At 73.1% G+C, this 12,510-nt stretch carries 11 protein-coding genes; 4 read left to right on the plus strand and 7 right to left on the minus strand.

Features of this window, described 5'->3' with window-relative positions; genetic code table 11:
- Positions 1-114: 114 nt before the first annotated feature.
- From ACZ64A_RS24470 to ACZ64A_RS24480, 3 genes are read left to right on the plus strand one after another with little or no spacing between them, the layout of a single operon-like run.
- Entirely contained in the window at positions 115-1,245 is a 1,131-nt protein-coding gene (locus ACZ64A_RS24470) for an LLM class flavin-dependent oxidoreductase (RefSeq protein ID WP_469813096.1), read from the plus strand.
- Complete coding sequence (locus ACZ64A_RS24475; protein ID WP_469813098.1) at positions 1,245-1,991, plus strand: glucose 1-dehydrogenase; 747 nt, start codon at positions 1,245-1,247, stop codon at positions 1,989-1,991. Before ACZ64A_RS24470 ends, ACZ64A_RS24475 begins: the two co-directional genes overlap by 1 nt.
- A complete protein-coding gene (locus ACZ64A_RS24480; RefSeq protein ID WP_469813100.1) occupies positions 1,988-2,980 on the plus strand; it encodes an alpha/beta hydrolase in 993 nt (330 codons plus the stop codon). The genes ACZ64A_RS24475 and ACZ64A_RS24480 overlap by 4 nt, the downstream gene beginning before the upstream one ends.
- Here the strand turns inward: ACZ64A_RS24480 and ACZ64A_RS24485 are convergent.
- The 6 genes from ACZ64A_RS24485 to hsaA all read right to left on the minus strand — a co-directional run bounded on the left by ACZ64A_RS24485 (position 2,928) and on the right by hsaA (position 9,015).
- Positions 2,928-4,604, minus strand: coding sequence for an FAD-dependent oxidoreductase (locus ACZ64A_RS24485; protein WP_469813102.1), 1,677 nt, complete (start codon positions 4,602-4,604; stop codon positions 2,928-2,930). The genes ACZ64A_RS24480 and ACZ64A_RS24485 overlap by 53 nt on opposite strands.
- A 25-nt stretch (positions 4,605-4,629) precedes the next feature.
- Positions 4,630-5,499: a MaoC/PaaZ C-terminal domain-containing protein gene (locus ACZ64A_RS24490; protein ID WP_469813104.1), complete on the minus strand. Its 870-nt coding sequence runs from the start codon at positions 5,497-5,499 to the stop codon at positions 4,630-4,632.
- Between the two features lie 62 nt (positions 5,500-5,561).
- Positions 5,562-6,062, minus strand: a complete 501-nt coding sequence (locus ACZ64A_RS24495) for a flavin reductase family protein (protein WP_469813106.1) — start codon at positions 6,060-6,062, stop codon at positions 5,562-5,564.
- On the minus strand, positions 6,050-6,943 hold the full coding sequence (locus ACZ64A_RS24500; protein WP_469813108.1) for a VOC family protein: 894 nt from the start codon (positions 6,941-6,943) through the stop codon (positions 6,050-6,052). The genes ACZ64A_RS24495 and ACZ64A_RS24500 overlap by 13 nt, the downstream gene beginning before the upstream one ends.
- A 30-nt stretch (positions 6,944-6,973) precedes the next feature.
- Complete coding sequence (hsaD, locus tag ACZ64A_RS24505; protein WP_469813110.1) at positions 6,974-7,834, minus strand: 4,5:9,10-diseco-3-hydroxy-5,9,17-trioxoandrosta-1(10),2-diene-4-oate hydrolase; 861 nt, start codon at positions 7,832-7,834, stop codon at positions 6,974-6,976.
- Positions 7,835-7,848: 14 nt separating this feature from the next.
- Positions 7,849-9,015, minus strand: coding sequence for a 3-hydroxy-9,10-secoandrosta-1,3,5(10)-triene-9,17-dione monooxygenase oxygenase subunit (gene hsaA, locus ACZ64A_RS24510; RefSeq protein WP_469813112.1), 1,167 nt, complete (start codon positions 9,013-9,015; stop codon positions 7,849-7,851).
- A gap of 227 nt (positions 9,016-9,242) precedes the next feature.
- Between hsaA and ACZ64A_RS24515 the strand changes: the two genes are divergently transcribed.
- Complete coding sequence (locus ACZ64A_RS24515) at positions 9,243-10,697, plus strand: FAD-dependent oxidoreductase (protein ID WP_469813114.1); 1,455 nt, start codon at positions 9,243-9,245, stop codon at positions 10,695-10,697.
- 141 nt (positions 10,698-10,838) lie between these two features.
- On the opposite strand, the gene ACZ64A_RS24520 is transcribed toward ACZ64A_RS24515, so the two are convergent.
- Positions 10,839-12,398 carry an FAD-dependent oxidoreductase gene (locus ACZ64A_RS24520; protein ID WP_469813115.1) on the minus strand — a complete coding sequence of 520 codons (1,560 nt, stop codon included), beginning with the start codon at positions 12,396-12,398 and terminating at the stop codon, positions 10,839-10,841.
- Between the last annotated feature and the right edge of the window lie 112 nt (positions 12,399-12,510).

Here is a 12,510-nt window from a genome sequence, read left to right on the forward strand (position 1 = left end):
CCGCTCAGCGGGAGCTTTCCTCGCGCGGCACGCTCTCCTCCTTGTATGACTCTGTATGACTAATCGAAATACTTCGAGCCGTAATACAGCACCACTTCAGAAGAGGAGCCCGCCGTGAAGTTCTCGATGATCTTCGAGGCGCAGACCGCCGACCCGTCCCCCGCGGCGGAGCGCCGGGTCATCCATGACTGCGTCGAACAGGCCGTGCACGCCGAGGAGATGGGCTTCGACCGGATCTGGGCGGTCGAGCACCACTCGCTGACCCAGTACGCGCACATGAGCGCGTCCGAGGTGTTCCTCACCTGGGTCGCCGCCCGTACCTCCCGGATCCGCATCGGCCACGGCGTGGTGACGATGCCGTTCGGCTACCAGCACCCGGTCCGGGTCGCCGAGCGCGCCGCCATGCTCGACGTGCTCTCCGGCGGCCGCGTCGACATCGGCGCCGGGCGCGGGGCCACCCGCCAGGAGATGTCCATGTACGGGGTGCGCGCCGAGGACACCTACCCGCAGATGGAGGAGGCGCTGCGGATCTTCAGCAGCGCCTGGCGGGAGGAGACGTTCGAGTGGCACGGCTCGCTCGACATCGGCCCCGGTGCCGTCCTCCCCCGGCCGGTGCAGGACCCGCACCCGCCGCTGTTCATGGCGTGCAGCAAGCACGACACCCTCAAGCTCGCCGCCGAACTCGGCATCGGCGCCCTGGTGATGGGTTTCGCCGGGGCGGACGACGTACGGACCATGCGCAAGGTCTACGACGAGGCGATCGCCACCCGCAGCGGCGAGCGGTTCGTGTCGACCGAGGTCAACAACCATTTCTCCGCACTGTGCCCGACCGTGGTGCTGGACGACGCCGAGAAGGCGCACCGCATCGGCACCCGGGGGCAGCGGTTCTTCGCCGAGTCCATCGCGCACTGGTACGGCAACGGGCCCGCGCCGACCGGGTACGCCGACGACGAGGACCATGTCGCCGCGATGGAGAAGGACCGCGAGGTCCTGGTCGCCAAGCTGCACGAGGCGCAGATCCCCGTCCGCCCGGTCGACACCGGCCAGTTCAACGCCAAGCACGCGTACGGCACCGCCGAGACCGCCATCGCCTACGTCGAGCAGCTGCGCGAGATCGGCGTCGACGAGGTCATGTGCCTGATCCAGATGGGCACGGTGCCGCAGGAGGTGTGCATGGAGACCATCCGGCAGTGGGGCGAGAAGGTCATCCCGTACTTCCGTGCCCTTCAGGCGGGGGCCGAGTGATGGCGGGGCGGCTGGACGGCAAGGTCGTCGTCGTCACCGGGGCGGGCCGGGGTCAGGGCGCCGCGGAGGCGCGGCTGTTCGTCGAGCAAGGGGCGCGTGTGGTGCTCACCGACGTCCGTGAGGAGGAGGGGCTCGCCGTCGCCGACGACCTCGGCGACCACGGGACGTTCGTCGCGCACGACGTCACGGACCTGGCCGGCTGGCAGCGGGTCGTGGAACGCGGGCTCGACGCGTACGGCCGGATCGACGCCCTGGTCAACAACGCGGCGCTGTGGCGCACCGCGCCCGTCGAGGAGGACACCGAGGAGAATCTGCGGCGGTTGCTGGAGGTCAACCTCGTCGGGCCGTTCCTGGGGGTGCAGGCCGTCGTCCCGGCGATGCGCGCCGGCGGCGACGGCGGATCGATCGTCAACATCTCCTCCACCGCCGGGCTGGTCGGCATCGAGGGCCACGCCTCGTACGGCGCGACGAAGTTCGGTCTGCGCGGGCTGACCAAGTCCGCCGCCCTGGACCTGGCCCGGCACCGCATCCGGGTGAACTCCGTGCACCCCGGGATGGTCGACACGCCGATGGTCGCGGGCGCGCTCGGCGCGGACGCCGGGCACCAGGAGTGGCCCAACGTGCCGCTGCGCCGGATGGGCCGCCCCGAGGAGGTCGCGGAGCTGGTGCTGTACCTGGTGTCCGACGCGTCGGCGTACGTCACCGGCGCGGAGTTCGCCATCGACGGCGGGCTGACGGCGAAGTGAACGATCCGCTCACACCTCGTGCCCGCAAGCTCGCCGACGCCATGTCGGCGGGCTTCCCGGACCCGGGCCTCGGCCCGGTCGCTCCGGCCGCGCTGCGGCAGGCCTCCCGGGCCGGCGTAGGGGCGCGGCCGGTGCGGCCGCTGTCCCGGGTCACGGACCGGTCCGTGCCCGGGCCCGCCGGGGCGCCGGACGTCCCGGTGCGGATCTACGAGCCGTCGGCCGCCGGTGAGGCCGCGCCGCCGGTCGTGGTGTTCTTCCACGGCGGCGGCTGGGTCCTGTGCGATCTCGACACCCACGACGGCCTCTGCCGTGAACTCGCCTTCCGCACGGGCGCGGTGGTGGTCTCGGCCGACTACCGCCGTGCCCCCGAGCACCGCTTCCCGTCCGCCGCCGAGGACGCCTACGCGGTCACCGCGTGGGTGTCCGCCCATGCGGACCGGCTGGGGTGGGATGCGGGCCGGCTGGCCGTGGCGGGCGACAGCAGCGGAGGCAACCTCGCGGCGGCCGTGACGCTGATGGCACGGGACCGCGGCGGACCCGCTCTCGCGGCCCAGCTGCTGGCGTACCCGGTGCTGGACCACCGCATGGCGGCCGCCTCGTACCGCACGTACGCGACCGGCTTCTTCCACACCACGGCGCACATGCGCTGGTACTGGCAGCAGTATCTCGGCACGGACGGCGACGGCGCGCATCCGTACGCCTCCCCCGGTCTCGCGCCCGATCTGTCCGGGCTGCCGCCGGCGGTCGTGGTGCTGCCCGAATGCGATCCGCTGCGTGACGACGGGCTCGCCTACGCCCACCGGCTCGTAGCGGCCGGCGCCACGGCCCAGGTGCGGGTGTGGCCCGGTGTGTTCCACGGGTTCCTGGGCCTCGGCGGGGTGCTCCCGGAGGCCGACCGGGCGCTCACCGAGGCGGCGAGCGCCCTGCGGGCCGTGCTCACGCCGTCGGGCGCACCCGGCGTGCGATGTCGTCGACCGCCAGCCAGCTGAACGTCATGGCGGGGCCGATGGTCGCACCCGGACCGGGATAGGTCTCGCCCATGACGGCGGACGAGACGTTGCCGGAGGCGTACAGGCCCTCGACGGCCGTGCCGTCCTCCCGCAGCACGCGGGCGGTGGCGTCGGTGACCAGGCCGCCCTTGGTGCCGATGTCGCCGGGGTGCACGGGGACGGCGTAGAACGGGCCCTTCTCCAGCGGCGCGAGGTTGGGGTTGGGCAGCGTCGGGTCGCCGTAGTAGCGGTCGTAGACGCTGTCGCCGCGGTGGAAGTCCTCGTCGCGGCCGGCCCGGGCGAAGCCGTTGAAGCGGTCCACGGTGGCGCGCAGCCGGCCGGGATCCGCGCCGATCCGTCCGGCCAGTTCCTCGACGGTGGCCGCCTTCGTGACGAAGCCGCTCTCCAGCCACGCCTTGGGGAACGGCTGGCCCGGGAAGAGGCCGAGGAACAGGTAGCGGGCCTTGGCGGTGGCGTCGAGGATCATCCAGGACGGCACGGTGGTCGCGCCGGGCCTGTCGTTGGCGTACATGGCGTCGACGAACTCGTGGTACGGCGCGGCCTCGTTGGCGTAGCGCTCGCCCGCGGAGTCCACGATCACCATGCCGGGGATGCCGCGGTCGGCGACCAGGAAGAACGGCCGACCGCCGGGCGGCACCGCGGACGGGGCACCCCACACCTTGTCCATGAGGTCGACGGCGGCGCCGACGGCCATGCCCATCTCCAGGGCGTCCCCGGTCTGGCCCTCGGGTGCCGAGCTCCACTCGGTGGAGGTCGGCGACGGCAGGTGTTTCTCGCGCAGTTGCTGGTTCTGCGAGAAGCCGCCGGAGGCGAGGACCACGCCTCCGGTGGCGCGGACGGTGAGGTCCCGGCCGTCGCGGGTGACGCGGACGCCGGTGATCCGGCCGTTCTCCTCGACCAGTGCGGTCACCGGGGCCGACAGCCACAGGTCACCGCCGAGGGTGTGCAGTGAGTGCCGCATGCGGGCGACGAGCGCCTCGCCGAGGGAGAGCAGTTTCCGGCGGGTGAGCAGGGCCCCGGCCGCGCGCATGCCCACCTTGAGCGAGGTGCGCCGTCCTTCCCAGGTGCGGGCGACCATGTTGAGGTGCCGGAAGTCCCGGGAGGTGATGGTGAGTCCGTAGGTGGGCAGCCCGGCCCGGCGCAGGGTGGCGCGCTGCTGCGGCGCGAGCCGGTTGAGGTCGAAGATCTCCGGTTCGACGGAGCGGCCCTGCGGGTAGCCGCCGAGGCGCTCCGGGTAGTAGTCGGAGTATCCGGGGGTGTGGACGAACCTCACCGCGGTGCGGTCGTGGAACTCGCGCACCATGCGCGGTCCGTGCTCGATGTAGGCGTCCTTGCGGGCGGCGGGGACCCGGTCGCCGACGGTGGCGTCGAGGTAGGCGCGGGCCTTCTCGGGGGTGTCGCCGAGGCCGGCGGCGTCCAGGTGGAAGTTGTTCGGTACCCAGATCGCGCCGCCGGACAGGGCGGTCGTACCGCCGTAGCGGTCGGTCTTCTCCACCACCAGGACGGTCAGTCCGCGCAGCCGGGCGGTGATGGCCGCGGCCAGGCCGGCGGCGCCGGAGCCGGCCACCACGACGTCGTAGGTGTGGTCCCACTCGGTGCTCATACGGTCCTCTCTCGGTGAGCGGGGTTCAGCGGGCGGTGACGTGGGCGTCGGTGAGGACCGGGGCGTCGTCGCGGTCGGCGGCGGTGGCCGTCAGCCGGTAGCCGTCGCCGGTCTCCCACAGGCGCAGGCGCAGGGTCTCGCCGGGGAAGAACACCCCGGCGAAACGCGTCCCGCAGCCGGTGACGCGGCTGGTGTCACCGCCCAGCAGGCGGTCGGTGACCGCCTTGACCGCGATGCCGAAGGTGCACAGCCCGTGCAGGACGGGCCGGTCGTATCCGGCGCGGCGGGCGGTGGCGGGGTCGGCGTGCAGCGGGTTCCAGTCCCCGGCGAGCCGGTACAGCAGTGCCTGCTGGGGAAGCGTCGGGATGTCCAGCACCAGGCCGGGCTCCCCCTCGGGTGCGGGACGGCGGGCCGAGGGGCCGCGGTCGCCGCCGAAGCCGCCCTCCCCGCGTACGAAGATGTGGTTGCGCTGGGTGATCAGCGGGGTGCCGTCCTCGTCGAGGAGGGTGGACTCCTGGACGACGACGGCGGCGGTCTTCTTGTCGTACACGGCCGGGACCCGGGTGAGGGTGGTCGCCCGGGCCGCCGCGGGCAGCGGCCGGTGCACGGTGATCTCCTGGCCGCCGTGCAGCACGGCGGCCAGGTCGATGTCGACACCCGGCGTCTCGAACACCTGGAACCCCACTCCCCCGGTGCCGCCGGCCACCACGCCGAAGGTGGGCAGCACCTGCAGGCCCTGCTCGTGTCCCTCGTAGACGTACCGCAGTTGGGCCGGGTCGGTCTCGGGGACGCCCGCGCCGAGCGCCAGATGGTACAGCCGCACGTCGCGGTCGTCCCAGACGGCCGTGGCGCGCACGGGCGGGGCGGAGGTGGCCTTCTCGACGTCGATCGGCATGGCAGGTGGTTTCCTTTGACGGTCGGTTCGCGAAGGTGCCGGTGGCGTAGCGGCTGTGACGGTCAGTTCGCAAAGGTGCCGGTGGCGTAGCGGCTGCGGAAGTACAGCAGCGGCCGTCCGCCCTCCTGGGCGGCGAGGTCGATCACCTCGCCGGTGACGAGGTAGTGGTCGCCTGCCTCGTGGACGTCCGCGAGCCGGCAGTCGACGGTGGCCAGGGCGCCGTCGATGCGCACGGTCCCGTGGTCGCCCGCCTGCCAGGGGATGCCCGCGAACTTGCCGGGGCCGCTGCGGCCGAGCGCGGCGCAGGTGTCCTTCTGGTCCTCGGCCAGGATGTTGACGCAGAAGCGGCCCGCCCGCTGGATCCTCGGCCAGCTCGTGGAGGTCTTCGCGACGGCCAGCATGACCAGCGGGGGGTCGAGGGAGAGAGAGGCGAAGGACTGGCAGGCGAATCCGACCGGCTCGCCCTCGTCGAGGCCGGCCACCACGGTGATGCCGCTGGCGAAGCGGCCGAGGACGTCCCGGAAGGCGGCCGGGTCGATCGGGTGGTCGTTCAGCCGTTCCACTGGTGGCCCCAGAAGCTGTCGGCGGTGATCTCCTTGGCGACCCAGGCGGCGGGGTCGACGATCAGTCCGTCCCAGCCGTACTCGACCTGGAATCCGCCGGGGGCCTGGGCGTAGAAGGACACCATGTGGTCGTTGGTGTGGCGGCCGAGGCTGGAGGCGATGGGGATGCCGGCGGCGTTCATCCGGTCCAGGCCGCGGCCGACGTCGTCCAGGGTCTCCAGTTCCACCATGAAGTGGACGATGCCCGGGGGCAGCGCGGCCGGGTAGAGGCCGAGGCTGTGGTGGCGGCGGTTGGGGCTGAGGAAGTGCATCCAGTGGAAGTCCCGCTGCTCGGCGGCGGTCGGGACGGCCTGCGGCGGCAGCTTCATCGAGTCGCGCAGCTGGAAGCCGAGCAGGTTCTCGTAGAAGTCCAGCGCGGCCTCGACGTCCGGCACGGGCAGCACGACGTGGCCGAGGCCGAGGTCGCCGGTGACGAAGCGGTTGCCGTAGGGGGTGCCGAGCGGGGTGTGGTCCTGCGCCTGGCCCCAGTAGATCTCCAGCGGGTTGCCGCAGGGGTCGCTCACGTGGATCATGCCGCGGACGCGGCGCTCGGCGAGTTCCCCGGCGTCGGCCGGCTTGACGGCGTGGCCCGCGGCCTCCAGTTCCTCGCCGGCCCGGGCGAGGGCGGCGGCGTTCGCCACCTCCCAGCCGGCCGCGAGCAGCCGGTCGCTCTCGCCGGCCTGGACGGCGATGCGGTGGGCTCGGTCGTCCATGCGCAGGTACAGGGTGTCCTCGGTGGTGCCGGCGGCCTCCACCATGCCGAGGACGTCGAGCGTGTACGTACGCCACTCGGCGAGCTTGGTGGTCTCCAGGCGCAGGTAGCCGAGAGCTCGGATGTCCATGGTCGGCCTTTCGGTCGCAGCGGGGGTGGGTCAGTGGGAGAGGAAGTCGAGCGCGAGGCGGTTGAACTCGTCGGCCCGTTCGGTCTGGGCCCAGTGGCCGCAGTGCGGGAAGACGTGCAGGCGGGCGTCGGGGATGGTCTTGAGGGCGACGAGCGCGCCGTCGAGCGGGTTGACCCGGTCCTCGCGGCCCCAGGTCAGCAGCACCGGCTGGGTCATGCGGTGGGCGTCGCGCCACAGCATCCAGTCCTCGGCCCAGGCCGGGTTGGCGAAGGCGGCCCCCATCCGGGCGCTGCCCAGCCGGTTGTCGGGGTCGGTGGCCGACGCCCAGCGTTCCTCGACGAACTCGTCGGTGACGACCGACTGGTCGTACGCCATGACACCGAGGAAGGCGCGCAACTGGTCCTTGGTCGGCTCGGGCGCGGCGTTGAACTCGAACAGCCGCTTGATGCCCTCGGTCGGGTCGGGGGCGAAGAGGTTGACGGAGACACCGCCGGGGCCCATGAGGATCAGCTTGCCGGCCTTGCCGGGGTGGTTCAGGGCCATGCGGACGGCGGTGCCGCCGCCGAGCGAGTTGCCGACGAAGTGCGCCTGGGCGATGCCCAGTTCGTCCATCAGGGCGGCGACCGCGTCGGCGCTGTAGCTGAAGTAGTCCTTGTCGAGTTCCGGCTTGTCCGAGCGGCCGAAGCAGGGCTGGTCGACCAGCAGGGTGCGGAAGTGCCCGGCGAACACCGGCAGGTTGCGGCCGAAGTTGCTCCAGCCGGACGCGCCGGGGCCGCCGCCGTGCAGCATGATCACCACAGGAGCGTCCTGCGGCCCGGCCTCGTGGTAGTGCAGGGTGAGCCGGCCGGCCTTGCCGGTGCGGGAGGTCGACGCGTAGGTGAGCTCTGTCATGGGGGCGCCCCTTCTCAGGCCATCGAGTCGTGGATGTCCAGGCCGAGCGCGCTCTGCCCGAACATCACCAGGGCACGCTCGGGGTCGTTGGCGGCGTGGCCGCGGCCGGTGTGCGCGTCGCGCCAGGCACGCTGGACGGGGTGCGCGCCGGTGCGCATGGCGTTGCCGCCGGCGTTCTCCATCAGCAGGTCCAGGGCGGCGACCGAGCGCTCGGTGGCGAGGACCTGGTCCCGGCGGGTGCGGGTGCGCAGGGACATCGGGATCTCCTCGCCGCGCCGGGCGAGGGCGTACATGTCGGCGATGTTGCGGCTCAGCTGGAGCCAGGAGGCGTCGATGTCGCTTCCGGCGCGTGCGATGCGGACCTGCGCGAAGGGGTCCTCGGCGACCTTCTGGCCGTAGGAGACGCGGAAGCGCTGCCTCGTCGCCTCCAGGTAGGCCTCGTAGGCGCCTTCGGCGATGCCGACGATGGGGGTGGAGATGGTCGTGGTGAACACGCCGGCGTACGGAAGGCGGTACAGCGGCTCGGGGTTGAGTTCGTGACCGGGGACCTTCAGCGCGGTGACCGGGCCGAAGCTCAGCGCGCGGTGCTCGGGCACGAAGACGTCCTCGACGACGACGTCGTTGCTGCCGGTGCCGCGCAGGCCGACGGTGTCCCACACGTCGTCCACGCGGTACTCGGTGCGGGGGATCAGGAAGGTGCGCATGTCGACGACGTTGCCCTCGGCGTCCGGCACGAGGCAGCCGAGCAGCGCCCACTGGGCGTGGTCGCAGCCGGAGGAGAAGTGCCAGCGGCCGGTGAGCCGGAAGCCGCCGTCGACCGCGGTGGCCTTGCCGGTGGGGGCGTAGGAGGAGGCGATGCGGGTCTTGGGGTCCTGGCCCCACACCTCCTGCTGGGCCCGCGGGTCGAACAGGGCGACGTGCCAGGGGTGTACGCCGACGACGGAGGCGACCCAGCCGGTGGAGCCGCACGCCTTCGCGATCTCCTTGACGGCGGTGTAGAAGACCACGGGGTCGGCGGCCCGGCCGCCGAAGGCCTTGGGCTGCAGCAGCTGGAAGAAGCCGGTGGCCTCCAGTTCCTTGACGGAGGTGTCGGGCACACGGCGCTGCGTCTCGGCCTCGGCCGCGCGTTCGCGCAGCGTCGGGGCCAGGGCTCGGATCGCGGCCAGTACGTCTTCGGCCATGGACATCCCCTCTCGGGTGGGCGTGGCGGCGGAAGTGGCAGGACCGTACGGCGCGCCGGCGGCGGAGCGACACCGGCGGCTCCCACTGAGCGGGAAGGGCCCCCGGCGGCGTGCGAACACCGCCCCGGGCGGGGCGGTTTCCCGGTCACCGGGAGCCGGGGCATGTGAGCCGCAGCACCGCCGCTCTACGCTCCTGGCCGCATTCCGCGAGGAGAGGAGACGACGGCGTGAGACCGTACGCAGCAGCGGATGTCGGCACCTGGGACCTCACCGCCGATGTGGTGGTCGCCGGGTACGGGGTGGCCGGGGCCGCGGCCGCCGTGGAGGCCGCGCGGGCCGGCGCCGAGGTGCTGGTGCTGGAGCGCGCCGGAGGCTGGGGCGGGGCCGCCGCGCTGGCCGGTGGCTTCATCTACCTGGGCGGCGGCACCGCCCTGCAGCGGGCCTGCGGGTTCGACGACTCACCGGAGGAGATGGCCGCGTTCCTGACGGCGGCGATGGGTCCCGGCGCGGACGCGGCGAAGATCTCCGCGTACAGCGAGGGAAGCGTCGCGCACTTCGACTGGCTGGTCGGGTGCGGTGTGCCGTTCCGGCCGGTCTTCTACGGCGAACCCGCCTGGGAGCCGGCCGGCGACGAGGGCCTGATGTACTCGGGTGGTGAGAACGCCCACCCGTTCAGCGAGTTGGTGCGGCCGGCGCCGCGCGGCCATCTGCCGCAGATGCGCAACAAGCGCACCGGTGAGCGCGGCGGCGGGTACATGCTCATGAAACCGCTGGTGGAGACCGCCGAACGGCTCGGCGTGAAGGCCCATTACGGCACGCGCATCGAGCACGTGGTGGTGGAGCGTGACGGCAGGGTGTGCGGGGTGATCGCCCGCAGCTACGGCGAGCGGGTCGCCGTGCGGGCCCGGCGCGGTGTGGTGCTCGCCACCGGCAGCTTCACCTACAACGAGGAGATGCTGGCCGCGCACGCCCCGCTGCTGGTGGGCCGGCCGGGTTCCGCGGTCGAGGAGCACGACGGCGTCGCCGTCCGGCTGGCGCAGGGGCTGGGCGCCGGTGTGGCGCACATGGACGCCTGCGAGGTCGCCGTCCACATGGATCCGCAGTACCTGATCCGCGGGATCGTGGTGAACGGCCTCGGGCAGCGGTTCGTCAACGAGGACACCTATCCGGGCCGGATCGGTCAGGCCGCGCTCTTCCACCAGGGCGACGAGACGTTCCTGGTACTCGACGAGGAGGGCTTCGAGGAGGCCCGGCGGGTCTCCGCCGCACCGGAGGTGCTGCAGCTGCGGCCGGCGTGGGTGTGCGCCTCCGCGGCGGAGCTGGGCGCCGAGATGGGGCTGCCGCCCGGCGCGCTGGAGGCGACGCTGGAGGTCTACAACCGGCACGCCGGACAGGGCCGGGACCCGCTGCTGCACAAGGCGGCGCGCTGGGTCCGGCCGCTGCGCGGCCCGCTGGGCGCGGTGGATCTGCGGGGCATGACCTCCGGCTTCGCGCTGGGCGGGCTGACCACCGGTACGGACGCGGCGGTGCTGCACGTCAGCGGCGAGCCGATCCCGGGGCTGTACGCGGCAGGACGCGCCACGGCGGGCATCGCCGCCTGGGGCTACGCCAGCGGTGCCTCCCTGGGTGACGGCAGCTTCTTCGGGCGCAGGGCGGGACGCAGCGCCGCGCTGGCCCGGTAGCGCGCACGGGGGGTGGGCCGCGTCATGCCGCGGCCCGCCCTCGTGTGCCGTCGGGGGCGGGGGCAGGCCGTATGGAGCCCGCCCCCGAGCCCTAGGGTCTGTCCTTTGGACGCCGGGATGATCCAAACGACAGGCCCTAGGTCACCGCGCCTGCCGGGCCAGGTCGTGCGCGGCGATGTGGCCGAAGACCATGGCGGAGCCGATCGGCACGCCGGGGCCGGGATAGCAGGGCCCGGACACCGAGGCGGCGGTGTTGCCCGCCGCATACAGGCCGGGGATCGGGGTGCCGTCCTCGCGCAGCACCCGCGCCCGGACGTCGGTGCGTACGCCGCCCTTGGTGCCCAGGTCGCCCAGGACGATCCGCACCGCGTGGAACGGGCCCTTGTCGAGGGGCACCAGAGCGGGGTTGGCGCCCTCGCCCTGGGCGAAGAAACGGTCGTAGGGATCCTCGCCGCGGTGGAAGTCGGCGTCCACGCCGTTCGCCGCGTGGCCGTTGAAGGTGGTCACCGTCTCGCCCAGCGCGCCCGCGTCGACGCCGATCCGCTCGGCGAGGGCGTCCACGGTGTCCGCGGTGTGCCACAGCCCGGCCGCGGTGAAGGCGGGGCGGTCGGCGGGGACGACGGTGATCCCGGGCAGCGTGTCACCGAACCGTCCGTCGAACACCCACCAGACCGGGTTGTCCGGCCCGGTACCCACACCGGCGGCGAGCATCTGACGGCCCATCCGGTCGTACGGCAGTGACTCGTTGGCGAACCTGCGTCCAGAGCCGTCGACGAAGATGCCGCCGTGCAGGCCGAGGGTGAAGGCGGCGGAGCCGTCGGGGAAGCACAGCGACGGACACCACCACGCCTGGTCCAGCAGCCCGGTGGCGGCTCCGGCCTCGACGGCGGCGAGCAGCGCCTGGCCGGTGTTGCCGCCGGGCGCACCCATCGTCCAGTCGGCGCCGGGCAGCCCCTGCCAGTCCCGGCGCAGCCGCGCGTTCGCCTCGAAGCCACCGGCGGCGAGCAGGACACCGCGACGGGCGCGGATACGAAGGGTGCGGCCTTCGTTCTCGGCCTCGGCGCCGATCACGCGGCCGTCCTCGGTGAGCAGCCGGGTCAGCGCGGTGCGCAGCAGCGTGCGGCCGTTCCCGGTCGACTCCAGAGCCAGCAGCAGCCGGCCGATCAGTGCGCGGCCGTCGGTGAGCGGCCCGTCCGGCACCGGCAGACCGAGCCGCTCGGCCCAGGCCGGCGGGCGCACCGCGGCCAGCAGCGGGTGCGGCGCGTCCGGCTGGGGCAGGTCGACGGGGAAGACGGCCCGTCCGGCGTCGAAGCGGCCGGGTGCCGCGAAGTAGTCGGGGAACGGCCGGAACTCGAAGCGCAGGTGCGGGTTGTCCTCGAGGTGAGCGACGGTTTCCGCGGCGCGGTCGAGGTAGGCGTCCTGCAGGGCGTGCTCGGTGGCGTCACCGACCACCGCGCGGAAGTAGGCGCGCGCCAGGTCGGCGGAGTCCGTCACGCCGGCGCGTTCCTGGGCCTGGTTGCCGGGCAGCCACAGGCCCGCGCCGGAGTAGGCGGTGGTGCCGCCGAAGTACTGCGTCTTCTCCAGGACCAGGGTGTCCAGCCCGCGGGCGGCCGCCCCGTAGGCGCCGGTGAGGGCACCGCCGCCGGAGCCCACGACCAGGACGTCGCACTCCTGGTCCCACGTGTTGTGTGTGTCGGCCATCGCATCCCTCGCGTCGGTGGGTGTCGGTGGGTGGATCACGCCCGGGCGGCGCACGTCGAGTATTCGGGGACGGCGAGGCGTCGGCCACGGTGGTTTCCCGGTGAGCGGGAGA

This window comes from Streptomyces sp. NPDC104814, assembly GCF_055583185.1.